Origin of the sequence: Paenibacillus elgii NBRC 100335, from assembly GCF_004000865.1 — a bacterium.
Classification (GTDB): domain Bacteria; phylum Bacillota; class Bacilli; order Paenibacillales; family NBRC-103111; genus Paenibacillus_G; species Paenibacillus_G elgii.
The window spans coordinates 44,457-66,866 of sequence record NZ_BIMB01000026.1; the positions used below are offsets into that span (position 1 = coordinate 44,457).

The 22,410-nt window shown below is 57.9% G+C and carries 21 protein-coding genes; 10 read left to right on the top strand and 11 right to left on the bottom strand.

Features of this window, described 5'->3' with window-relative positions; translation table 11 throughout:
• The first annotated feature begins 329 nt into the window (after window positions 1-329).
• The 3 genes from PEL01S_RS19360 (at window position 330) to PEL01S_RS19365 (ending at window position 3,319) form a co-directional block, all read left to right on the top strand.
• Window positions 330-2,396 carry a sigma-70 family RNA polymerase sigma factor gene (locus PEL01S_RS19360; RefSeq protein WP_127461468.1) on the top strand — a complete coding sequence of 689 codons (2,067 nt, stop codon included), beginning with the start codon at window positions 330-332 and terminating at the stop codon, window positions 2,394-2,396.
• Between the two features lie 17 nt (window positions 2,397-2,413).
• A complete protein-coding gene (locus PEL01S_RS34575) occupies window positions 2,414-2,551 on the top strand; it encodes a hypothetical protein (RefSeq protein WP_163768424.1) in 138 nt (45 codons plus the stop codon).
• A gap of 72 nt (window positions 2,552-2,623) precedes the next feature.
• Window positions 2,624-3,319, top strand: a complete 696-nt coding sequence (locus PEL01S_RS19365) for a DUF421 domain-containing protein (protein WP_127461469.1) — start codon at window positions 2,624-2,626, stop codon at window positions 3,317-3,319.
• Here the strand turns inward: PEL01S_RS19365 and PEL01S_RS19370 are convergent.
• The 6 genes from PEL01S_RS19370 to PEL01S_RS19395 all read right to left on the bottom strand — a co-directional run bounded on the left by PEL01S_RS19370 (window position 3,313) and on the right by PEL01S_RS19395 (window position 9,856).
• Window positions 3,313-4,941, bottom strand: coding sequence for a catalase (locus PEL01S_RS19370; protein WP_127461470.1), 1,629 nt, complete (start codon window positions 4,939-4,941; stop codon window positions 3,313-3,315). The two genes, PEL01S_RS19365 and PEL01S_RS19370, sit on opposite strands and share 7 nt — an antisense overlap.
• A 157-nt stretch (window positions 4,942-5,098) precedes the next feature.
• Window positions 5,099-5,671, bottom strand: coding sequence for an HXXEE domain-containing protein (locus tag PEL01S_RS19375; protein WP_127461471.1), 573 nt, complete (start codon window positions 5,669-5,671; stop codon window positions 5,099-5,101).
• A 92-nt stretch (window positions 5,672-5,763) separates the two neighbouring features.
• The gene (locus tag PEL01S_RS19380; protein WP_127461472.1) at window positions 5,764-6,378 is read right to left on the bottom strand and encodes a TetR/AcrR family transcriptional regulator; all 615 of its coding nucleotides are present in this window, start codon (window positions 6,376-6,378) and stop codon (window positions 5,764-5,766) included.
• Between the two features lie 192 nt (window positions 6,379-6,570).
• Window positions 6,571-7,686, bottom strand: a complete 1,116-nt coding sequence (locus tag PEL01S_RS19385; RefSeq protein WP_127461473.1) for a DUF1648 domain-containing protein — start codon at window positions 7,684-7,686, stop codon at window positions 6,571-6,573.
• A gap of 12 nt (window positions 7,687-7,698) precedes the next feature.
• Window positions 7,699-8,082: a GntR family transcriptional regulator gene (locus PEL01S_RS19390; protein ID WP_108531272.1), complete on the bottom strand. Its 384-nt coding sequence runs from the start codon at window positions 8,080-8,082 to the stop codon at window positions 7,699-7,701.
• 55 nt (window positions 8,083-8,137) lie between these two features.
• Entirely contained in the window at window positions 8,138-9,856 is a 1,719-nt protein-coding gene (locus PEL01S_RS19395) for an alpha/beta fold hydrolase (RefSeq protein ID WP_163768421.1), read from the bottom strand.
• A gap of 205 nt (window positions 9,857-10,061) precedes the next feature.
• Here PEL01S_RS19395 and PEL01S_RS19400 point away from each other — a divergent pair, with 205 nt between their 5' ends.
• From PEL01S_RS19400 to yunB, 3 genes are all read left to right on the top strand, one after another.
• On the top strand, window positions 10,062-10,424 hold the full coding sequence (locus tag PEL01S_RS19400; protein WP_010496431.1) for an ArsR/SmtB family transcription factor: 363 nt from the start codon (window positions 10,062-10,064) through the stop codon (window positions 10,422-10,424).
• A 173-nt stretch (window positions 10,425-10,597) separates the two neighbouring features.
• Complete coding sequence (locus PEL01S_RS19405) at window positions 10,598-13,081, top strand: heavy metal translocating P-type ATPase (protein ID WP_255320135.1); 2,484 nt, start codon at window positions 10,598-10,600, stop codon at window positions 13,079-13,081.
• 163 nt (window positions 13,082-13,244) lie between these two features.
• Entirely contained in the window at window positions 13,245-14,027 is a 783-nt protein-coding gene (gene yunB, locus PEL01S_RS19410; protein ID WP_108531270.1) for a sporulation protein YunB, read from the top strand.
• Between the two features lie 87 nt (window positions 14,028-14,114).
• Here the strand turns inward: yunB and PEL01S_RS19415 are convergent, their stop codons facing one another.
• Window positions 14,115-15,191: a M23 family metallopeptidase gene (locus PEL01S_RS19415; RefSeq protein ID WP_127461475.1), complete on the bottom strand. Its 1,077-nt coding sequence runs from the start codon at window positions 15,189-15,191 to the stop codon at window positions 14,115-14,117.
• A gap of 125 nt (window positions 15,192-15,316) precedes the next feature.
• On the opposite strand from PEL01S_RS19415, the gene larC2 reads away from it, so the two are divergent.
• Window positions 15,317-15,793 carry a nickel pincer cofactor biosynthesis protein LarC2 gene (larC2, locus tag PEL01S_RS19420; protein ID WP_127461476.1) on the top strand — a complete coding sequence of 159 codons (477 nt, stop codon included), beginning with the start codon at window positions 15,317-15,319 and terminating at the stop codon, window positions 15,791-15,793.
• 135 nt (window positions 15,794-15,928) lie between these two features.
• On the opposite strand, the gene larC is transcribed toward larC2, so the two are convergent.
• Both larC and larB read right to left on the bottom strand, forming a co-directional pair.
• Window positions 15,929-17,005 (bottom strand): nickel pincer cofactor biosynthesis protein LarC, encoded by a 1,077-nt coding sequence (larC, locus tag PEL01S_RS19425; protein WP_127461477.1) that lies wholly within the window; start codon window positions 17,003-17,005, stop codon window positions 15,929-15,931.
• The gene (gene larB, locus PEL01S_RS19430; RefSeq protein ID WP_063184059.1) at window positions 17,002-17,928 is read right to left on the bottom strand and encodes a nickel pincer cofactor biosynthesis protein LarB; all 927 of its coding nucleotides are present in this window, start codon (window positions 17,926-17,928) and stop codon (window positions 17,002-17,004) included. The genes larC and larB overlap by 4 nt, the downstream gene beginning before the upstream one ends.
• Before the next feature lie 157 nt (window positions 17,929-18,085).
• On the opposite strand from larB, the gene lipA reads away from it, so the two are divergent.
• Both lipA and PEL01S_RS35320 read left to right on the top strand, forming a co-directional pair.
• The gene (gene lipA / locus PEL01S_RS19435) at window positions 18,086-18,961 is read left to right on the top strand and encodes a lipoyl synthase (RefSeq protein ID WP_054974066.1); all 876 of its coding nucleotides are present in this window, start codon (window positions 18,086-18,088) and stop codon (window positions 18,959-18,961) included.
• Window positions 18,962-18,979: 18 nt separating this feature from the next.
• Window positions 18,980-19,666 (top strand): YutD family protein, encoded by a 687-nt coding sequence (locus PEL01S_RS35320; protein WP_063184060.1) that lies wholly within the window; start codon window positions 18,980-18,982, stop codon window positions 19,664-19,666.
• Between the two features lie 91 nt (window positions 19,667-19,757).
• Here the strand turns inward: PEL01S_RS35320 and PEL01S_RS19445 are convergent, their stop codons facing one another.
• The gene (locus PEL01S_RS19445; RefSeq protein WP_010496445.1) at window positions 19,758-20,570 is read right to left on the bottom strand and encodes an NAD kinase; all 813 of its coding nucleotides are present in this window, start codon (window positions 20,568-20,570) and stop codon (window positions 19,758-19,760) included.
• A gap of 31 nt (window positions 20,571-20,601) precedes the next feature.
• Window positions 20,602-21,285 carry a flagellar brake protein gene (locus tag PEL01S_RS19450; RefSeq protein ID WP_063184061.1) on the bottom strand — a complete coding sequence of 228 codons (684 nt, stop codon included), beginning with the start codon at window positions 21,283-21,285 and terminating at the stop codon, window positions 20,602-20,604.
• 226 nt (window positions 21,286-21,511) lie between these two features.
• Here PEL01S_RS19450 and PEL01S_RS19455 point away from each other — a divergent pair, with 226 nt between their 5' ends.
• A complete protein-coding gene (locus tag PEL01S_RS19455; RefSeq protein ID WP_127461478.1) occupies window positions 21,512-22,408 on the top strand; it encodes an ABC transporter ATP-binding protein in 897 nt (298 codons plus the stop codon).
• Window positions 22,409-22,410 lie beyond the last annotated feature (2 nt).

Genomic DNA, 22,410 nt, shown 5'->3' on the forward strand with positions numbered 1-22,410 from the left:
GTTTTCAAAAAGAAAATGACAGGAAGGCTGTTAATGAAATAACCATAGGTTAAAAGGGGGGAGGACGGCTGCAAAAATATCGGACGGCGTGTGCCCGGGGGAATGAAAGCGTAGGTCAAAAGAACGATGTGCCGAGGAGCGTTCGGGAGGAAGGTTGAAGCGCGAAAGGAAAACGATTTTTTTGGGATAAAATGTATAAAAATGACGAAAAAAGCGATATCCGCGGCCGGAGAAGATCAAGGCCAAGCTGAACGAGTATTTTTTTCGAAACCACTGAAACCTAAATGCGCTCTCGCCGGTCTAAAGGGTATACACGGGAGGGGAAGGACATGAACCGAAGCGACCGGGTGAGAGAAGCCCAAGCGGGAAATCACGCGGCCTTTCTGGCTCTGATCGAGGAACAGCAGGACCGCCTCCGCCGGATTGCCTATTATTACGTGCGGCAGGACATGGACGCGGAGGATGTGGTTCACGAGGCGATCTACAAGGCGCTTGTCGGACTGCCGAAGCTGAAGCAGCCGCAGTTTTTCGCCACTTGGCTGACCCGCATCGTCATCAACTGCGCGTTGACGGTATTGGACAAGCGGCAGCGGCTGGTGCCGGACGACAGCCGTTGGGCCGAACGTCAGCCGGCTCTTGCGGCCGATCCCGACGACCGTCTTGACTTGCGTACGGCGGTCCGGCAGCTGGAGCCGAAGCAGAGACAGGTGATCGCGTTCAAATATTGGCACGATATGACGATCGAGGAGATCGCCGTTTTGCTCCGCAAGCCGACAGGCACGGTGAAAACCATTTTGCACAGGGGGTTGAAGGAATTGCGCAAACGATACGATAACCCGGACGAATCGGCAGGCTCAAACCCGTCTCCAGCGGCCGGGGCATCCGAATTATCCGCCGAGGAAGCTTTGCAGCACAGGCTGGCCGAGTTGAAGCTGCGGTCGGAGGAGCTCTTCGACATCCCGGAAGCGTACGTGCTTACGATTGCGGATTACCACGAAGACAAGCGCGAAGGCGGACGGGCGATGTTCGTCTGGACCAAAGCGGGCGAGGACCCCGTATGGAGCAAGCCCGGCAAGGATAGGGGCTTGTCCGTGGAGCTTAACGATCAGGGGGATCTGATCGAGTATACGATCGATGTGGAGGAGGCGGCCGGCGATTTGCCGGAGCTGTCCATAGAACAATTGCGGCTCCGGGCGGAGAAGTTCGCGCTCGACCATTATCCGGGCGTACTGAAGCCGTTTTCCCTGACGCGCACCAAGTCCGCGGATTCCGGGACGCTTTTTTTCTACGAGCAGGAGGTCATGGGGCTGCCGCTGCCGATGTCGGGCTTCCGGGTCAAGATTCACCGCAGCGGCATCGTCAGCGACTTCCGGTATTTTGGCCGGCAGACGAAGCCGAAAGTCCCGGAGTCGATTGTTCCGAAGGAGCAACTGCTGTGCCAGATTGCGGATACCGCCAAGCTGGACCTGCGGCTGGACTTCCTTCACAAGTCCGTCGACGACACGGAAAAGGAGGAGCTGAGACTGGTCTACGAACCGAGCAGCCGCTGGATGCACTTCCGGGCGGACGGGACGGAAGAAGTCCGCGAAGCGGCCGACGAAGACACGGAAACCGAGGAGCCGGCCGTATGGCTGCCCGTGCCCGAGCTGCCTGCGGTCGAGGCTCCGGCTGTCCGGACGGCGCAGGACGTTCAAGAGCTTCTTGGCATCGATCCGGAGCGGTACGAGCTGCTGAGGGAAGTAGAAATGGACGACTGCATGACCGGTATGGTCTGGCGGCGGCGCGATTGGCAGCCGGTTGAGACAGAAGACCGTTCGCTGGACGCCTTTTTCCGGCAGCGGACGGAGGAGACGCTGAAAGCGAAGATCGATCCGGTCAGCGGAAAGCTGGTGTCGTTTATTCGTTTTGAAGAGGAGATTCCGGGGGAGCAGCGGCTGACACGGGACGCGTGCTTGGACATCGCGCTCGGATTTTTGGCCCGCATGCAGCCCGGGCTGGCGCCATTTTTACAGCTGCGGCAGCAGGAGGAAGCGTCCGATTCCGACAGGGAGCATTTCGATTTCCGCATCGGGAAGCAGGGCGTCTGGCTGGAGCTGAAGCACATCCGGTTGTCCGTCAACAAGACGTCGGGACGGATCGGACACGTGATGGCTCAATCCGTCGATCCTGCCCAATTGCAGGCCGTCGAGGTAACACCGCTCATAAACGAGTCGGAAGCGCGCCGGATTTATGCGGAAGCTCTCGACCTGAAGCTGGGGTGGGAGATCGATTACTCGGGCAACGGCAAAAGGCGCCGTTACGCTTTGAAGTACCGTTTGGTGCACAAGGAAAAAGGCCGGGAAATCCGTTGGATCGATGCCCGGACGGGCGAGCTGATTTGTTCGAGGCTGGAGTAAAGGGGAGGGTACGGTGGATGAACAACCAAACAGGGAGCGGGAACAACATGCGCTTACTGAAGCTGTGGATTCGGACGCCCCGGAAGCTTCGTTACCTTGCGATTATCGGGTCTCTGGTCTTTTTGCATTGGTTCTTTAGGTGGCTTAACGGATGATTCTGCGGGTTCAAACGATGCCCTCCCCGGGTAAGGAAGGACACAACTTCCTTTTTCGGAGGAGGGCTTTTGATGACGGACTTCGCCTATATTACCGTCAAGCTCGCGTCGGGACTTGCGGGGCTGTGGATCATCACGAGATTGCTCGGCAAAAAGGAAATTTCCCAGCTGACCGCTTTCGATTTCGTCTCCTCGTTAATGCTCAGCGAAATTGTCGGCAATACGCTGTATGACCGTGACGTCGGGCTGGAGCAGCTGCTTTATGCGCTCGCGCTGTGGACCGTGATGTCGTTGGCGCTGGAGAAGCTCGTGCAGTACGTTCCGTGGCTGTCCAAGCCGCTGAACGGGACGGCCGATCTCATTATTGACAACGGCCGAATCGATTGGCAGGCGATGAAGCGCAACAATCTCGATTTCGACCAATTGCTCACAATGCTCCGGGAGCAAAGCGTATTTTCCATACGGGAGGTCGCTTTCGCCGTGTTCGAGACGAACGGGAGCATCAGTGTGATGAAACGGACGGAAGCGGACAGCGTAACGCGAAAGGACTTGCGTCTGCCCGACGTTCCGATGTCCCTGCCGGTTGTGCTGATCGAGAACGGGCACATTCGGCGGCAAAGGCTCGAAGCTCTCGGCCGGGACGAGGCGTGGCTGTTCGGCGAGCTTCAAGCCGCAGGAATCGGACGGCCGCAGGATGTGCTATACGCGGAATGGACGGACCATGACGGGCTGTACTGCCAGCAGAAGCCGGAGACGGCCGGTCAGTAGCCGTCCGTTCTGCGCCCCATCCGCTCCGCCAAGTCTGCGCCTTGCTGCGCGGAAACGGAGCCGAGATGCGGCGAACCGGCATCGGCCTGGGCCAGACCTTCAGCGACGCGCCGCCCGTACTCGGGATCGGCTTGCGTAAAATAGTCAATCATCCGCTGACGGATCGGAGGCCGGCATACTTGAAGCGCAGCGACTAGGTTACCGATCAATTCGTCACGTTCCCACTTCTCGAATTTCCGGTACGTTTCTCCCGCCTGCTTGAAATCGTTCGTCCGGTAGATCTTGTGGTGCACGAGCTTCGCCTGATAAGCGGGTTCATGGTCTTTGCCCTGTGGCTTCGCTTCGGTCAGCCCGTCCAGCAGCGAGGGCTCATAGTTGACATGCGGACTTTGCCCCTCGGCGCGGTCCACGTAGTAGGTCATTTGCCCGTCGCGCTGATTGGTGGCGACGTGCTTCTTGGGCGCATTGATCGGGAGCTGGAGATAGTTGGTGCCGACCCGGTGCCGCTGCGTATCCGAGTAGGAAAACGTCCGTCCTTGCAGCAGCTTGTCGTCGGAGAAATCGAGGCCGTCTACCAAGACGCCCGTCCCGAAGGCCGCCTGTTCGACCTCTGCGAAATAGTTCTCGGGATTCCGGTCCAGCACCATTTTTCCGACCGGCAAAAAGGGAAAGCGCTCCTGATCCCACAGCTTGGTCGGGTCCAGCGGATCGAAGTCGAGTTCGGGATGCTCGTCGTCGCTTAAGATTTGAACGCAGAGCTCCCATTCCGGAAATTCGCCGCGCTCGATCGCCTCGTACAGGTCCTGGGTCGCATGGCTGTAATTTTTGGCTTGAATCCCCTCGGCTTCGTGTTGGGTTAAATTTTTGATACCCTGCTTCAGCGGCTCCCAGTGGTATTTAACCAAGACCGCCTCGCCGTTGGCGTTGACCCACTTGTACGTATTGACGCCGGACCCCTGCATCTGTCTGTAATTCGCCGGAATTCCCCAAGGAGAGAAGACGAAGGTCACCATATGCGTCGCTTCCGGCGTGCCCGCGAGAAAATCGAACATGCGCTCCGGGTCGTTAAGATTCGTCACAGGGTCCGGACGGAACGAATGGACCATGTCGGGAAACTTGAGAGGATCGCGGATGAAAAAGATTTTCAGATTGTTCCCGACCAAATCCCAGTTCCCATCCTCCGTATAAAACTTGGTCGCGAAGCCGCGGGGATCGCGGAGCGTCTCGGGCGAATGTCCGCCGTGAACGACGGTGGAGAAGCGGGCGAAGACGGGAGTCCGTTTCCCGGCTTCCTGAAACAGCTTCGCCCGCGTGTACCGCGCGACCGGCTCGTCTCCGACTTTGCCGTAGGCCTCGAAGTAGCCGTGAGCCCCCGCTCCGCGGGCATGGACGACCCTCTCGGGAATGCGTTCCCGGTCGAAATGCGAGATTTTCTCGATAAAATGGTAGTTTTCAAGTGTGGACGGCCCCCGATTGCCCACGGTCCGGATGTTCTGGTTGTCCGCAATGGGATGGCCCTGCCGATCCGTCAGCGTCGTATCGGTTTCGCCCGGCGAACGCCGCTCGTCGGGCGATCCTCCGACACCCTCAACCGAAGTTCCGTTTGAATGGTTATCTTTCATTTCACTTTTGCCTCCCAGTAGTGAAAGCTCTTCATGACATATCCATTATTTGACTAGCCTGCCGAAAATATGCGCATGAATCTGCCGGAAGGTGCGGGGGATCGCTGTGGAGCGGTCGCGTCGAATAGAGCGTTCCGCGGGCTTATAGCAGAGGCTCCTACAAACGGCGGCCCGGCCCCGCTACGGGTCTGCGATAGGGGGAGATCCACCGGCCGAGCGTAAACCCGATTCCGATAAGAAGGAACACAAGCGGGAGCACGATGCCCATGCCGAGCCATAAGGCGGCTGACTCTACCAAGTCCGCCTCATAAAAGCGGTAAAGGGCGTACGAGGCATACGGGATTTCCACCAGCGCGGCGGTTACGGCTCCGACGGTATAGCTCCGCTTCCCCAGCGATAAGCCTACATGTTTGATGCCGTCCAGCAGCATGACCGCGACCATGCCGACGAAGACGGGGCCGAGCTTCCCGCCGTCCTCCACTGCTGTTGCGGCAATGTTTGCGCCAAGGCAGATCAGCGATCCGATCAGCGCGACGGCTGTCGCGAACTGAACGGTAATGCTTTTGTCCCAATTCAGCGCCCGCTGCATCAACGGGGGCAAGGTGTGCTTGCGCGGCCGTATCCAGCGTTCCACGACGACGATTTCCTCGCCGTCATGAAGGAAGAAGGCGACCGGCAGGAGCCAGATCAACGTGTGCAGGGAAATCCAATCGTTCAGTAATGTGAGCATGTTCGATTCCTCCTTGGTTTGTTTATTATTGAGTTGAATTTGAGTGTGCACTCAAAAATTCTGCAAAAAAATTGGTCTTTCAGCGGAACGCATTACGCATCACCCCTGTAAAGACCGTGGAGCATCAGGCCGACCAGTTGGCGAATATAAGCTTCTTCGTCGCCCAGCACGGCCATCTCGCTGCTGAAGCGGGAATGCAGCGCGAAATAAAGCAGAATTGACGCGTTAAGCATCGTTGCGGCAACGTGATAGGTTTGCTCGCTTATTTGCCCAACGGGGGCCGACTGCTTCAAAATGCCGCTTCCGGAAGCGCCGATGCTTCCGATAAGCCGGAGCACTTCCTGAGAAACGGCCTCATCCCGCATCATCTCCGGGGACCAGATCAGCAGCAGGTACTCCCGGTTCTCCTTCAAAAATTGCAGATACTGGCATCCGTACTGTACCAGCGCTTCGTCCAGCGGCAGCCGTTTCCACCGGTCCGCGCCGTCCTGCGCCAGCAGCGCGAAGGAGAAGCTGTTAACGATATGCATGAGCAGCTTGCGCTTGCCGCCGAAGTAGTAGAAGATTAAGCCTTCCGTTACGCCGCCTTCCTCGGCAATTTCCTTGGTCGTGGTCGCATGATAGCCTTTCCCGGAAAAAAGGCGGAGGGCCGTGGCGACGATTTTTTGTTTTTTCAGCTCGGGATCGTTCTTTTCGCCTCTCGCCATCATTCGTCCTTCTTTCAAAAGAAATTGAGTATGTACTCAAATTATAGTCGGACCTCTCCAATTGTCAAGCCGTGCACGCACAGGGCTATGAACAGCAAACGGCAGCAAGCCCGCCTTCAGGGGACGGATTGCTGCCGTGCTATCTAATTCGAAGTCCGATTCAACGTCTGACCGGTATCCTGAAGCCCGCGCTCAGCCTTTGATGGCCGCGATGACCAGGATCGCCCCGATCAGCACAAGCGGCGCCAGCATAATGACCCACGCCATCGGCCGGGCTGCGTTGATCGTCCAGCCGATGCCGACCCGCTTCTCGATAAACAGCGAAGGATCGTTGGGATTATAGTAGATCGATCCCAGCTTCCAATACTTGTCGTCATCGGCCACCCCGTGCACCAGCTTCCCGTCCGTTGCGGTCGATCCGCCGAGCCGGCTCCCGCCTTGCCCGGTAATGAACGAGACCACGAGAACCAAGATTAATATCAGAGCGGGAATCGTGATCGCCACGGTGACGAGTACCGAGCCATCAAAGGGAAATAGCAAGAAAAACTGGATGAACGAGAACAGCACGAGCATCAAGAAGCCCATGACCATCAACACGAGGGACCAGATCCGGCGGAATCGGATGTTCTGCTCGCGCGACTGCTCAGGCGCATTCGCGTCGATCTGCTGTTTGCTATTGCGAATCACCGTATTGATGGACGCGAAGATGAAGATCAGGACCAACTGCATCACGTTCGGGAAAAAGACGTTCCAATACGTTTTAGGCTCGGTGGCTGTCGGGTTACCCTGCATATCGTACCGCGATACGAGAATATCTGGAAGCTTGTCGTAATTCAACAAAGCAATGACGGCGCACAGAGCGACGAAGGCCAGATGAACCAGATACCACCAGTCGGAATACGTCGTTTTCCGGTTCCGGAACGAGGTGTCGACGGCAATGAACCGGGCGCTGGCGTCCTGTGTGGGACGCGCGGCCTTCCACAGCTTCATTTTGTTGTAATAGACGAGGAAGCTGACCGTCGCCGCCGCCAAAAGCGCCAAGGTAAAGCCGATGATGAACAGTCCCTGCTGCGTCTCGTTCGTTCGCTGGATGCCAAAAATCAAGACGATGAGGAGCACGGCTCCGATCGCCCCGTTCCACCAGGCATAGCGGCGGCGCATCGATTGCAGCTCGGGATCGTGATAATGCCGCGAATCGATCGATACGCCAAAATGATTTGTCGTTCTCGTAAAATACGGCAAACCGGCCAGCATCACAAGGACCGGCACAAAAATGGCGGCGACCAGCAACGCGATTCCAATATGCATGTAATCCCCTCCTTAGTTCCCTTTGATTTCGCGGAAAATGCCCTGGATAAACCCGAGCAGCTCCTCCTCGCGCATCCCGCGGCAGATGGCCTCGGCTGCGATCGGCGTCAGCTGCTCACGCAATTTATGTTTATACGCCTCGGTTACCTGCGGCATGCCGTCCGGTTGGACGACAACCCCTTTTTGGCGATGAACTTGAATGAAGCCTTCCTGCTTCAGGAGCGTGTAGGCTTTATTCACGGTATGCAGATTGATGCCGATATCCGAAGCGAGACTGCGCACGGAGGGAAGCGCCTCGCCGGGCTTCAAGGCGCCGCTTGCGATGCCTTCGAGAATTTGATTCATCAACTGGGTGTAAATTGGAGTCTCCGACTGTAAATCCAATTTAATAATCATGAAATCCCCTCGTACCTTGGGCTTCCGGGGTTATCCCCGTGGTCCGGCCTCAAAATTAGTTTTTGCCTTTCAGCCACCCGGCGATATCGTCAATCACGTAGGACGGCACGTTGCCGGGAAGGGCGTATTCCTTGCCGGTGGAAGGCTGATCGGACTCGACGAACCCGTGGTTCAGCTTCGGATAAAGCTTGTATACGACGTCCTGGCGCGCAGACAGGGCGGACTTCCAGCCGTCCAGATTGCTTGCGGTCACTTGAAAATCGTTGTCGCCCTGCAGGATGAGGAGCGGCGTCGATTGACGCTTGGCGATTTCCCCGCCCCGATAGTTCCGGAAGTCGAACCACCAGACCGGATTGCCCAGCGCAAAATCTTTCGGTATGTTCGCGGCGGAATATTGCGGGTCCTTCAAAAGAGCGACTTGATGCTCCATCGCTTTCACCTGCTGCTCCAGCCCTTCAGTCGGCTGCCCCGCTTCCTTCGCCCATGCGAGCGCTTGTTTATTTTGCTCCAGAACGAGATCCTCTAACGGTTGGGAAGGGCCGGCCATCACAATCGCTCCGGCAATGCTTTTCTGCTTGTCGGATTCGATGATGGACGGGACCAGCATCCCGCCCTGGCTGTGGCCGAGGACGATGATGCGCTTCGCATCGATGCGGCGGTCCTTTTGCAGCGTATGTACCGCGGCGATCGCATCGTCAACCGTTTCTTCCTTGACGGTAAAGGCCGGATGGAGCGCGCTCTTGAGCGTGTGCACCCGCGTCCGCTTCTCGTAGCGCAGCACGGCGATGTTGTTGGCGGCCAGACCGACGGCCAGATCGCGGAACGTCTTGTAGCTGCCGAGCGTTTCGTCGCGGTCGTTCGGCCCGGAGCCGTGGACGAGCACGATGGCGGGGAACGGCCCTTCGCCCTTCGGCAGCGTCAGCGTGCCGGGGAGCGGCGCTTCGCCTTCGCCGACCGTCACTTCCTCCTCCGAATAGAGCTCCCACTTGTCGTACTCCGGCTCGCGGTAATTGCCAGCGGGAGAAAGAGGCATGAAAATATCGTCGATTTTGCCGTTCGCGTCGAACCGGACGGCGATGCCCAGCGGCGTCGATTTTTCCGTCATATAGCCGAGCAGGGCGTTGCGTTGGACCGCCGAAATTTCCCGCTTGAGCGAGATGAGCCGTTTCGGCGCCCCTAGGATGCCGGTATTGCTGGTCCAGTACCCCGCAAGCTTCGCTTCCGGCAGCCCGGCCCGCAGCTTGTCGCTCAGCATCAGACTTGCCGCTTGAAATTGACCGTTTTGCAGCAGGTAAATGAAGTGGCTCCCCGCTGTGGTCACATCGGAAGGATCGATGGTCAGCCCGTTTGCGTCGTCCCACTCGATGGAGACTTGAAAGGCTTGCCGGATCGTATCCAGCGGAATTATCGTCGTATCGTTAACGATTGCAGCTTCCCGCGTCATGGAGATCGTTGTGGATTCATTGACTTTTGCGCTCCGTTCGCCGATGTTTACGGCGAGTTTGGCCGCGCCCCGGGTGACGGTAACCAGCCTGTTCTCCGTCTCCCATTCGACTCCCGCACCGATGGCTTCGGCGACGGCCCGCAGCGGGACCATCCGTGCGAGTGTGCTGGAAGAGCCGGTATCGGCTTCTTTGGCTGCTGCCGCTTCTTGAGCGCTCATCTGCTCCGCCGGTGTGCTTTCTGCCAGGGCGTGTGCCGGTTGGACGATCGCCGCCGCAAGCAGCGAACCGACGGCCAATTGTTGCATGCTGTGATTCCATCGTTTGCTCATATGCTGTTCCCCCAAGCTTGTAGTTATAACTGTTATACTATAAATATAACAGTTATACATAGAGAGTCAAGGGACGATTGCAAATTGCAGATGCTAAATTATAATTATTACTAATAAGCTGAAGGAGATCCGGCAACCCATTCGGTTTTCTGTTATAATGGGAGCAACGGATAAGCTTGATTTAGGATGAAGGCGGTGTGATGTCTTGGAAAAAGTGCTGCAAGAACAATGCGATGAGACCTGTGAAGGCACCTCTCAGATTGATGATTTGAAGGAAAGTTTGATCCCGGAAGCGACGGCGGCCGGACTGGCGGACGTATTCAAAGCGCTGGGCGACCCGACGCGGGTGAAGATTATATATACGCTGCTGCAAAAAGAGCTCTGCGTGCATGACCTGACCTTGGTTCTGGAAATGGGGCAGTCGGCGATTTCGCATCAGCTTCGCTACTTGCGCAATTTACGTATCGTAAAGCGGCGCAAAGTAGGGAAGACGGTATTCTACTCGCTCGACGACGAGCATATCGAGCAAATTTTCGTGCAGATGCTGCAGCACGTCAAGCACGTCTAGCGGTAAGTGAGCATACTAAAGCAGGGGGAGATCCTCCTGCTTTTTTTATATTTCTTTTTCATCGCTGGTTCAAAAGAAGGGCGAACGACGGTTGACAGATCTGCGCTGGATGACATAAGATGGTAATAAACGTATGAACAATTAATCATGTATTGCATAGAGGAGATGGAGATATGTCCGGCAAACCATCCTGCTGCGGGGCTGGAGCGCCGCACGGCAGCAAGCCTGACGTTCATGGAAACGGCGATCCCCGGCACGGCCAAGAACTAGAGCATACGCATGATGCCGGGTGCGGACACGACCACGAGCATGGTCATGATCACAAGCATGGTCATGATCGCAGTCACAATCACGGTGACGCTCACGATCACAGCCACAGCCATGACGCTTGCGGCTGCGGGGATCATCATGATCATGACCACAGCCACGACCACGGTCATAGCCACGATCACGGCGCCTGCGGCTGCGGAAGCAGCCACGAGGAGGATGCGGCCAATGCCGCCCTGGCGGCGGCGGCTGCGGAAGCTGCTGCGGCCGGAGCGATATCCAGCGTGTACCGCATCGAAGGAATGGACTGCGCGGATTGCGCGCGGAAGCTGGAGAAACGGGTCGGGGCGCTGGCGACCGTCCGGATCGCTTCGGTCAATTACGGGGCCGCCAAAATGACCGTCATTCATGACGGGACGGCCGGGGAAGCCGTCATGCAGACGGTAAGGCAGGCGGGCTACACGGCCATCGCCGACAACGGCACGCTGCCCGGGACCCACGGAGAGCAGCCGTTCTGGAAACGCAACAAAAAAGCGGTGCCGACGGCGGTATCTGGAGCGGTGTTTTTGGTTGCTTGGCTGCTTGCCTCAATCAAAGTCGCGCCGGAGTCGGTCGTCACGCTGCTGTATGTAGCGGCCATGGTGATCGGCGGATTCCGCATCGCGCGTACCGGCATCTACGGGCTCAAGTCGGGGACGATCGGCATGGATCTGCTTATGACCGTAGCCGCGATCGGCGCCGGCTGCATCGGGCAGTGGGAGGAAGGGGCCGCCGTTGTGGTGCTTTTCTCGCTCGGCGAGACGCTTGAAGCCTACACGATGGACCGGACCCGCAGGTCGATCCGCGGATTGATGGATTTGTCGCCCAAGGAGGCGCTGGTCCGCAGGCAAGGCAGCGAGATGAAGCTGCCGACGGGGCAGATCGAAGTCGGGGACATTCTGCTCGTGAAGCCCGGCGAAAAAATCGCCATGGACGGGATGGTCGTTCAAGGAACTTCGTCGGTGAATCAAGCTCCGATTACGGGCGAATCCGTTCCGGTGCTCAAAGAAACGGGCAGCGAAGCGTTCGCCGGTACGATCAACGGGGAAGGGGCGCTGGAAATCCGGGTAACCCGGCGCGTGGAAGACAACACGCTGTCCCGCATCATTCGTATGGTCGAGGACGCTCAGGTGCAGAAAGCGCCGTCGCAGCGGTTCATCGACGCCTTTGCAAAGTACTATACCCCTGCCGTGCTTCTTATTGCGCTTGGGATTGCGGTGATTCCCACGCTGGCGTTCGGCCAGCCGTTCGAGCCGTGGTTTTACCGCGCGTTGATGATGCTCGTCGTGTCTTGCCCTTGCGCCTTGGTCATTTCTACGCCCGTCAGCATCGTATCGGCGATCGGCAACGCGGCGAGACACGGCGTATTGATCAAGGGCGGCGCGTATTTGGAACGGCTCGGCGCCGTAGAGGCCGTCGCCTTCGACAAGACCGGCACGTTGACGGCCGGCGTGCCCGAGGTGACGGAATGCATTCCGCTGGGAGGAAGAACTGCGGAAGAGGTGCTCACGATCGCAGGAGGGATCGAGGCCCGGTCAGGGCATCCTGTCGGCGAGGCGATCGTTAGAAAAGCAAAGCGGGAGGGCGTGCCGCTTGCGGACATCACGGAGTTTGCCGCCGTGCCCGGACGCGGGGCTAAAGCGCAAGTCGGCGGCAGCTTATTCTTTATCGGGAGCCCCCGGTGGTTCGTCCAAGAGCTGGGCGTTTCCCTGGAATCGCTGCAGGGAGAGCTGGAGCGGCTGGAAGGCCAAGGAAACACCGTCATGGTGCTGGGTACGGCGGAGGAGCCGTGGGCTGTCTTCGCGGCCTCCGACGAGCTTCGTCCGAACAGCCGTACGGCATTGGAGCAGCTTCGCGCCGCAGGCATCCGTCAAGCGGTGATGCTGACCGGCGACAACCGGGGAACGGCCGAGGCGACCGCCTCCAAGCTGGGCGGGATCGCCTACCGCGCCGAGCTGCTGCCGCAGGATAAAGTAACCGCCGTCCGCGAGCTGATGAACGAGCACGGGCATGTCGCGATGGTGGGGGACGGCGTCAACGATGCGCCTGCGCTGGCCACGGCTACCGTAGGCATCGCAATGGGGGCAGCCGGCACCGACACGGCGCTTGAAACGGCCGATGTCGCCCTGATGGCGGACGATCTGTCCAAACTGGCGTACACGGTGCGGCTAAGCCGCCGTGCGCTGAGGATTATTAAGCAAAATATCGCCTTTTCCCTGCTTGTGAAGGCAGTCTTTCTCGCTCTCATCTTCTTCGGAGCTTCGACGCTCTGGCTGGCGGTGCTGGCCGACACGGGCAGCTCGCTTATCGTCATTGCCAACGGTATGCGGCTGCTCCGCATCAAGCCGTAAAGCCGCGAGGCTCCATGCCCAACCGCCTTTCCTTGCGAAAGGCGGTTTTTTTGCTTCAGCCTGAAAGCCGCGCCGTTCGTTTCCATCCGCGCCGTCTTTTTCCCGGTCGGTCCGCATAGGCTGTAACAGACGGGCCGTACAGGCCGGGGAAGGGGGAGCCGCGGTGCTGAGGCGCAGATGGAGAAGCAGTCCCTCGGGCAAAAGCAAGCTGAAGCGCACGCTGTTGATCGTGCTGGTCGTTCTGCTGCTTCTCTGCATGCAGGCTTATTTGTATGTCGAGCGAAATTTAAAGGAGCCGCTGGTGCATTTGGCCCGGGTGCGCGTGAAGCAGATCGCGACGGAGGCGATCAATTCGGCGATCGCGGACCGGATGGCGCAGAGCACCAATTTCGAGAAGCTGATCGATTGGCGTACCGACAACAGCGGCAAAATTACGGGCTTCATGTTAAATTATGCGGAGCATAGCCGGATTACCGCCGATACGGTCAATATTGTCACCAAGCAGCTCGAAGCCGTAGGCTCCGTACCGGAGCATATCCCGCTCGGTCAGGCGATGCATTCGCCGCTTCTCGCTTCGTTCGGGCCGAATATTCCGATCCGGCTCGTACCTGCGGGCACGGCCAAGGTGGAGCTGAACACGCGCTATCAGAGTGCAGGTATCAATATGATTTTGGTGGAGGTATACGTTCATGTGACGGTCGAAATGACGGTCATTATTCCATTCGATTCCGCGCCCGAAGTGATGGAAACGGAGCTGCCCGTATCCTATTCGCTGGTAGTCGGAGATGTGCCTACCTATTATTTTGACGGCCGGGGCAATCCGGTCGGCCAGTCGGGGCCGCTGCCCCCGGGAATCTCGCTCCCGAATGTCAATGTTCCGGCGGCGAAGCCCGACGCTTCGGAGGCGCGAAGCAAGGAGTCGTCCGTCGAGCCGAAAGCAAAATAAATCCGGTACGGGATTCACGGAAGCCTCCGCGTTTACGCACCGGATCATTTGCAAATGTATACTTATCTTAGGCGAAAGGAAGCTCCGTCACGGTGTGGTCGTCTTGCGCCGCATGCGCTCTTCCCGCTCCCATTTGCGCAAATGGGGGTACGGATCGAAGGACCATTCCGTCAGCCCGTTGTCCCGGTACAATCCGTAATGCAGATGGGGCGGAAACTTCCCGGACGTACCGGGCTTCCCATAGCCGGAGCTGCCTACCCAACCGACCACTTGGCCGGGCTTTACGATACTGCCCTGCTGCACTTCTTTTTTGTTAAAGCCAGACAAATGCGCGTAATAATGATACACGTTGTTTAAATCGCGGATCCCGATGCGCCAGCCGCCGTACGGATTCCAGCCCATCACTTCGATGACGCCGTACGTAGCGCTGCGCACCGGAACGCCGTAGCCGGCGAAGATGTCGGTTCCTTCGTGGATGCGGTATCCGCCCCAGCCGCGGCTGGCGCCCCATGTGCTGCGATAGGAATAATCGGCGCTAAGCGGCATAACGAAGCAGTGCTCGTACAGGTCGAGCGTATCGAAATGGGCGTAGATCCGGGCGAATTGCTGAATCCGTTCGACGCTCCGGGTATTTTGGTAATAATCCCAAAGTCCGATGCGGAGGTCTTCCTCGGCGCTTCCTTTTTTGAGCATATTGACAGCCATCGAATACAGCCGGTCAAGATCGTTCATCCGGTCTGCCAAGCCATCCCCTGAGCCGTCCCTGCCGATTCCTCCGAACCATTGAATGCTGTTCGCATTTTTGTCTTCGTGGTCGGGGTTGAGTATGCCACCCCACTGCAGATCGGTAAAATAGATGGCGATTAGTCCGTCAGGGGCCGGGCGTTTTTTCGCGAGATTGATCGTCCGTTCGTATTGATCGACGGCTGCCAAATAATGCCAGGGAATGCCGGTAATCGCACTGACTTTGTCGAACAGATCCTTACGCTCGGCGAACACGGCTTTCATTCCATTCACCGCCTTGCTTGCTTTCGGTAATGCAGGAGTTTTGGCTGCGGGAGCGTAGGCGAACCCCCGGTTTTCCAATCCCCCTGCTGCCGGGCCAACGAGCAGCGCGGCGCACAAAGCCGCTGCGGTTAACAATCGTGCATGGGCTGCCGCCATACGATATAGCTGCCTCCTTCGTTCGGGTATCGATACGCTGGTTTCATTTAACTGTAGCATGTGCGGGCCGCTGCCTTTTTATCCCTTGTCCGGTTTGATATGATGGAGGCGTGGGGGGATGCCGGATGCCGTTTGATCACCGGGAAGAGCATATAGATGACCGCATGCTCATTTTGCAGGCCAATATCGACGACATGAATCCGGAATATTGTTCGTACGTGACCGACCTGCTGCTGGAGCAGGGGGCCAACGACGTATACTGGATTCCGATTATTATGAAAAAAGGGCGCCCCGGCGTCATGCTGAACGTACTGACCGACGATGAGGGCGTGAAGCGAATGGAGGAAGTCATTTTCCGGGAAACGACGACGCTTGGCTTGCGTTATTTGCGGGCCTCTTGCCATCGTCTGGGAAGAGAGTTTCACAGGGTTGATACGCCCTGGGGGCCCATTCAGGTAAAAGCGGGGTTCCATCAGGGTGAGCTCGTCCAGTTCGCCCCGGAGTTTAAGGAATGCGAGCAGGCGGCCAAAACGTACGGCGTGCCGCTCAAGCAAGTGTACGACGAGGTGCGGCGGCGGTTTATGGAGCGCAGCCGCGCTTAAACGGGCAAACGGACGGTTCTTCCGAAGCAGACCTTGCGTTTCTGCCGGCGGAAGCCGTCCGTTGGCCGTTCGATCGTAGTAAAGCAGAGAACGAAAAAGCGGCCTTTTCCCGGAGGAAAAGGCCGCTCGGTTTACCTATTGCCGTATGCAAGTATCATCCGGACCGTCATTGTCATGCTTGTGGTGTACGTGAGGGTGCTCCTCATCGTGTGAATGCTCGTCATGGCTATGTTTTTCGTGCCCATGCTCATGGCCGTGCTCGTGCGAATGCCCGCGATGATGGTGCCCGTGCTCATGCTCGTGCTCGTGCGAGTGCTCGTGATGATGGTGCTCATGGCCGTGCTCGTGCGAGTGTTCGTGATGATGGTGCCCATGGCCGTGCTCATGCGAGTGCTCGTGATGATGGTGCTCTGGCTGATGATGTCCGTGAACGTGTTCGTGTGAAAACTCTTCATGGTGCACCTGCCACTTGCTCAAATAGGGATCGGCCTGACCGACGACGACGCGCAGCACGTTAGGCTGGTTCGGCAAATCGCGTGTTCCGGCCCCGTAGCCGATCGACTCCACGATCATCGGCGGAAGACCCTTGGCGAATTCGTCGACGAGTCCGGAGACGATGCCTGCGCCTGTCGGTGTTGTCATCTCCAGCGAGTACGAGGTCGGCGCGATGGGCAGCCCTTTCATCATTTCCAGCGTAGCCGGGGCCGGCACCGGATAAATGCCATGATCGCAATGCACCGTGCCGGAGCCGAGAGGTACGGCGGAGGACAAAATTTTCTCGATTTCCAGCGAATCGATGGCCAACGCTACCCCGATCACATCGACGATCGAATCGATCGCGCCGACTTCGTGAAAATGAACGCGCTCGATCGGGATGTTATGTATTTTCGCTTCCGCTACCCCGATCTTCTCGAAAATCGCGAGGCTCAGCTTGACGACGCGCTCGTTGAAGCCGGCACGATGAATCAGCTCCACGATTTCCGAGTAATGGCGATGGTGCGCCGGCGGCGTATGCGGATCAAGGACGACATCGAGCTTGAGCGCGGATATGCCGCGCTTGTTCACGCGTCTCCATTCCAGCGTGAACGGCTCGATCTGAATTTTGCGAAGCTCTTCTTCGATATAGTGACGGTCCGCGCCGGCGTCGACAAGCGCGCCGAGCGTCATATCGCCGCTGATTCCAGAGAAGCAGTCCAAATACAAGATTTTCACGTTTCATCCCTCTTTGTCCCGTTTTGATGGATTAATGCAGCGTTATAGCCGGCGCCGAACCCGTTGTCGATGTTGACGACGGAAATGCCGGGCGCACAGGCGTTGAGCATGGATAGCAGCGCGGCGACGCCTTGAAAGCTGGCTCCGTAGCCGACGCTCGTCGGCACCGCAATGACCGGCACGGCCACCAGGCCGCCCAAGACGCTGGCGAGCGCCCCTTCCATCCCGGCGACGACCACGACTGCGCTCGCTCCGCGGATGACCGGCAGCCGGCGGAACAGCCGGTGAATACCGGCCACGCCGACGTCGTAGACGCGCTCCACGCGGGAGCCCAGGCACTCGGCCGTCACGGCGGCTTCCTCCGCCACAGGCACGTCCGACGTGCCTGCGCAGACGACGGCGATGTAGCTGCCGCCGTCCGGCACGGCTTCGCCGCTCCGCAGCCAAGTCAGCGCCCGCGCCTCGGGGTGATGCTTCACCCCCGGGATGCGCTGCATGACATAGGCGGCTTTATCCGCGTCGACGCGCGTCGCCAGCACGCGGTCCGTATGGGCGGCCAGCCGCTCGAAGATCGCGGCGATTTGCTCCGCCGATTTGCTTTCCCCGTAGATGACCTCGGGGAAGCCGGTCCGCGCCGGACGGCTCAGATCGAGCTGCGCATAGCCTAGGCTGTCGTCGACGGCGTCCTCCGAAAGCGATAGGAAGGACGCCTTGCGGCGCATCGGCGTTTCCCCGGAGGCGTCTATTATCGTTTTATCGATTGCCGGCTGCTCCGGCGTTTTAACGGCCTGAACGGCCGTTTCCGGGCGGCCGGCCGGGGCGGTATGCGCCCCGGACAGCCCTTCCTCCAGCAGTCGTTTGGCTTCGGCGATGTCCAGATCACCGGATTGTACCAGCTTAAGTATGTTGTCGATGTTCATCATCGTAAATGTTCGAACCTCCCGCTCCCAAACCCTTTCCTCAGTGTACCATATTTCAACTCCCAAAGTAATTTCGAAAGTGGATTGTTGGCCTATTCGTGATATAATAGCTTCAAATCCAAGCACAAGAAAAAGCTTGCTGCGGAACAGGAGTGCATCCATGGCGACTCATCAAATAGAACGCAAGCCCGAATGGCTGAAAATCAAGCTGACGACGGGAGACAATTACAAAGAGCTGAAAAACATGATGCGCGGCAAAACGCTGCACACCGTATGCGAGGAAGCAAAGTGCCCGAACATCCATGAGTGCTGGGCGGCCCGGACCGCCACCTTTATGATTCTGGGCGACATCTGTACGCGGGCGTGCCGATTCTGCGCCGTCAATACCGGGATGCCGACGGAGCTGGATCTGCAGGAGCCGGAGCGCGTCGCAGAGGCGTCGGAGCAGATGGGTCTGCGCCATGTCGTCGTGACATCCGTTGCGCGTGACGACCTGAAGGACGGCGGGGCTTCGGTGTTCGCCGCAACGATCCGGGCGATCCGGGGGCGTCTGCCGCTGGCCGGGGTCGAAGTGCTCATTCCCGATTTTCAGGGGGACGAGGAGGCGCTTCGCACCGTGCTGGAAGCGAAGCCCGATATTTTGAACCACAACGTGGAGACGGTGGAGCGGCTGTCCGACAAGGTGCGGGCCAAGGCCAAATACCGCCGTTCGTTGGAGCTGCTTGAGCGCTCCAAGCGGATTGCCCCTTCGATCCCGACGAAATCGAGCATCATGCTCGGCGTCGGAGAGACATGGGACGAAATTTTACAGACGATGGACGACTTGCGCGCCGTCGATTGCTCCATTATGACGATCGGCCAATACTTGCAGCCTTCGCTCAAGCATTTGCCGGTATCCAAGTACTACACGCCGGAGCAATTCGCAGAGCTGAAGCAGGAGGGCTTGAAACGCGGGTTCAGCCACGTGGAGTCCGGTCCGCTCGTTCGCAGCTCGTATCATGCGCATGAACAGGTCCAATCGGCGAAGCAGTCGTAAAACTGGGGAGGTGAAACGGTGATTCATATTGCGGGCAAAACGTACGAAGTAGTCGTTGACCATAAGAACGGCTGGCGTTTCGAGGCGTTCCGCGACCGGTACAGCGAGGTGCTGGAGCGGTACGATTATATTGTAGGCGACTGGGGCTACAGCCAGCTCCGGCTGCGCGGATTTTTTAAGGACAACCATCCGAAAGCGACGAAGGACAGCATGATCTCCACGCTTCAGGATTATTTGAACGAATACTGCAATTTTGGCTGCGCCTATTTCATCATTGAGAAGGTGCCGAACAAGAGCGGAGTGGAACCGACCGGGTCGCCGGGGGACTTCTATGAGGATAGTCCGGCAGCCGAGGCAGGCGCAGGGACGGAACAAGGCGCGCAGCCCGCTGTAACGGCTGAAGCCTCCGTACACCGGCATGAGGACACGGCCGCTGCTGCGGCCCCTCGCACGCCACAGCATCAACGGTACAACCCGTCCGGCAAGACGTATGGCTCCCGCCACGGGCAAGGCCAGCAATCCGGCGGCCAAAACCAGTCCAAATCGCAGCACGGTTCTGGGCGGCAGGGCGAGGGAAGATCCGGGGGCCGGCATCAAGGCCAGGGCCAGAACAGGCAGCAGGGGCACACATCCAAGCCGAAAGGCGGACAGCCCTCCCAAAATCCGCCGAAGCCCAAGACGGAATCGTCCCGCGTGGAGGCGTAACGACAAAGAAAGACCCGATGCTCCGGCTCCCTGCGAACGTGCGGGGAGGACGGGGCAGCGGGTCTTTTTGCGTCAGCCTATTGCAGCGTAATCAGACCATGTCATAGCCGATGAAAGCTTCGCGTACGCGGCTCCAGAACGGAAACGGGCGGAAGCGGGCGAATTTGACCTTTTTGCCGGCGGCGACCAGACTGCGGATAGAAATGATATCGTTGCGCTGCATGTACAAGTGATCGAGCGATAGCAAAATATTTTGGTTCGCGCGCGGGTAGATGTCGCAGTGGTGGTGCTTCGGCAGCAAGATCGGCGAACCGAGCGTACGGAATACGCGGTTGTTGATCGATGCGATCTCTGCAATCTGAATGGCGTCGAGCGACGGGTGCACGATGGCGCCGCCCAAGCTTTTGTTGTAGGCGGTGCTTCCCGACGGTGTGGAGATACAGATGCCGTCGCCGCGGAACGTCTCGAGCAGCTCGTCGTTAATATGCAACTGGGCAACCAGCGTGGCGTCGACGCCTTTCAGCGTAAATTCGTTCAGCGCAAGCTCCGTTTCGATTCCTTGGGGAGTCGTGATCTGGATCTCGACCAAAGGATATTTGACGGCGCGCAGGTCGTTTTGGTTGGCGCTCTCGCCCATCAGTTGGGCAAGCAGCTCGACTTCATCCGGCTTCCAGTCGGCATAAAAACCGAGTCTTCCGGTGTGAATACCGGTAAATGCAATGTGATCGAGCTGGTCCTTATATTGATGAAACGCATGAAGCAGCGTCCCGTCGCCGCCAATGGACAGTACGATATCGGGGGACGCCTCTTCGTGAATGAGCCCGTACTGACGGATCAATTCGTGAAACCTGTGCATCAATTGAATGGAGATGTCATCGCCGCGGTGTATCACATTGTATTTCAACCGGTTATCCTCCTATAACTATCCGCTTTCGTCAGCTGTCGGCTCCCGAAGCGGAGCAATACTCCTCCATAAGCGCGGCAGTGCTGTCCGGAACACGATGGAACCGTACGGCTACCCGGTAAGCATCGCTGCTGAAATGGGCCACGCGCACGATTTCCCCATAGACCGTAATCTTCTGGGCAATGCCGGGAAGAACAAAAGATAATTCCAATTCGAGCGGGCAAAACACGCGGGTCGACGTCATAAACGCCATTCCTCCGCTGGACAAATCCAGGATTTGTCCCGTAAACGCCACGTTCTGATGCGATATTTGCTCCCGTACCCCGACGATCCGGGAAGTAACCGGCGTGCGGGTAGGCAGGGCAATACGCGGATAGCGCCTTTTTTGCGACTGCTTCAGCTCCAGCGGCGCGGTTAAGGTCAACGTGCACACATTGCGCTTCGTTTCCAAATGCAGCAGATCAACCAAAGCATAATACAGAATGCCCTGCTCGCGGAAAGAAAATTCAATAAAGCATACATGATGCAGCTTCTCCAGCGGATGGATCGACGCGGCGTCGAGCGTGACCGTCAGTTCCTCCGCTGAACCCTTGAGAAGCGTAAAATTGTCCTCGTAGCAAAAGGGCGAGCCCTCTTTGGTTTCGCCTACCACGATGAGACTGCAGCTTCTCGGGAAAACAACCGTTTCGTTTGCCAAGGCCAAGGTCCAGTTCATCAGTTATCACCACACGGTATGATTTTCTGAAACTTTCATTACCGTTTACATCCATAATAATCAATAATGTAAAATAACACAATGCCGGAAGCGAAGAGTTCGAGTTCGCGCGCACGAGATGATATTTATCACCCGAAAGAGATGATACGAATAACTACAGCGCCAAACCGCGGCATTATATGATTCAAACAAGAAAGTTAACCCGAACAGCAAAGGTGATGAAATCATGAAGCACGCGATCGAACTTGAACATGTAACCAAGCAATACCGCGAGAAAAAAGCCGTGGACGACATGACGCTGCATATTGAGCAAGGTAGCATCGTGGCGCTGCTTGGCCCCAACGGCGCAGGCAAATCGACGACCGTTAACATGGTATTGGGGCTGACTTCCCCCACGGCAGGCACCGTGCGGTTGATGGGCGGCAGTCCGCGGGATCGGGCCGTTCGCAACCGGATCGGCGCGATGCTGCAGGAGGTAAGCGTGATCGACAGCCTGAAGGTGGAGGAGACGATCAATCTGTTCCGCAGTTACTATACAAACCCGTTATCGATCGGAGAGCTGCTGCGAATTTCCGGGCTCGAAGACGAACGGGGCAAGTACGCCACCTCGCTGTCTGGGGGACAGATGCGTCGTCTGGGCTTCGCATTGGCGATGGCTGGCGACCCGGAATTGATATTTCTGGACGAACCGACGGTGGGGATGGACGTGACGTCGCGGCAGCTGTTTTGGCGGACGATCCGCTCCTTTGCCGGCAGCGGACGGACGATTATTTTGACGACCCACTATTTGGAGGAAGCCGACAGCATCGCCGACCGGGTCGTCGTCGTCAACCAGGGCAAAATCATCGCCGACGGAACGTTGGACGAGATTAAGGAAAGCGCCGGCAACCGGCACGTGTCTTTCACTGCCGGATCGAATGTGAAGACCCACCAGCTGCTGGACCTGCCCGGCGTGGCCGACGTGCAGTGGGCCGGCCATCGCGTGAAGGTGTACGGCAGTGATACGGACGGCCTGCTCTACGCGCTGATCCGCAGCGATCTGGACATTCACGATATCGAGACACACAAAGGCGGGCTGGAAGATGCTTTCCAATCGCTGGTCGGCTCGCCGGAAGCGGTCTAACC

Bases quoted from the DNA above. Each gene is read 5' to 3' on its own strand.
- PEL01S_RS19360 (WP_127461468.1), top strand. From the start codon at position 330: ATGAACCGAAGCGACCGGGTGAGAGAAGCCCAAGCGGGAAATCACGCG.
- PEL01S_RS34575 (WP_163768424.1), top strand. From the start codon at position 2,414: ATGAACAACCAAACAGGGAGCGGGAACAACATGCGCTTACTGAAGCTG.
- PEL01S_RS19365 (WP_127461469.1), top strand. From the start codon at position 2,624: ATGACGGACTTCGCCTATATTACCGTCAAGCTCGCGTCGGGACTTGCG.
- PEL01S_RS19370 (WP_127461470.1), bottom strand. From the start codon at position 4,941: ATGAAAGATAACCATTCAAACGGAACTTCGGTTGAGGGTGTCGGAGGA.
- PEL01S_RS19375 (WP_127461471.1), bottom strand. From the start codon at position 5,671: ATGCTCACATTACTGAACGATTGGATTTCCCTGCACACGTTGATCTGG.
- PEL01S_RS19380 (WP_127461472.1), bottom strand. From the start codon at position 6,378: ATGGCGAGAGGCGAAAAGAACGATCCCGAGCTGAAAAAACAAAAAATC.
- PEL01S_RS19385 (WP_127461473.1), bottom strand. From the start codon at position 7,686: ATGCATATTGGAATCGCGTTGCTGGTCGCCGCCATTTTTGTGCCGGTC.
- PEL01S_RS19390 (WP_108531272.1), bottom strand. From the start codon at position 8,082: ATGATTATTAAATTGGATTTACAGTCGGAGACTCCAATTTACACCCAG.
- PEL01S_RS19395 (WP_163768421.1), bottom strand. From the start codon at position 9,856: ATGAGCAAACGATGGAATCACAGCATGCAACAATTGGCCGTCGGTTCG.
- PEL01S_RS19405 (WP_255320135.1), top strand. From the start codon at position 10,598: ATGTCCGGCAAACCATCCTGCTGCGGGGCTGGAGCGCCGCACGGCAGC.
- PEL01S_RS19415 (WP_127461475.1), bottom strand. From the start codon at position 15,191: ATGGCGGCAGCCCATGCACGATTGTTAACCGCAGCGGCTTTGTGCGCC.
- larC2 (WP_127461476.1), top strand. From the start codon at position 15,317: ATGCCGTTTGATCACCGGGAAGAGCATATAGATGACCGCATGCTCATT.
- larB (WP_063184059.1), bottom strand. From the start codon at position 17,928: ATGATGAACATCGACAACATACTTAAGCTGGTACAATCCGGTGATCTG.
- lipA (WP_054974066.1), top strand. From the start codon at position 18,086: ATGGCGACTCATCAAATAGAACGCAAGCCCGAATGGCTGAAAATCAAG.
- PEL01S_RS19450 (WP_063184061.1), bottom strand. From the start codon at position 21,285: ATGAACTGGACCTTGGCCTTGGCAAACGAAACGGTTGTTTTCCCGAGA.
- PEL01S_RS19455 (WP_127461478.1), top strand. From the start codon at position 21,512: ATGAAGCACGCGATCGAACTTGAACATGTAACCAAGCAATACCGCGAG.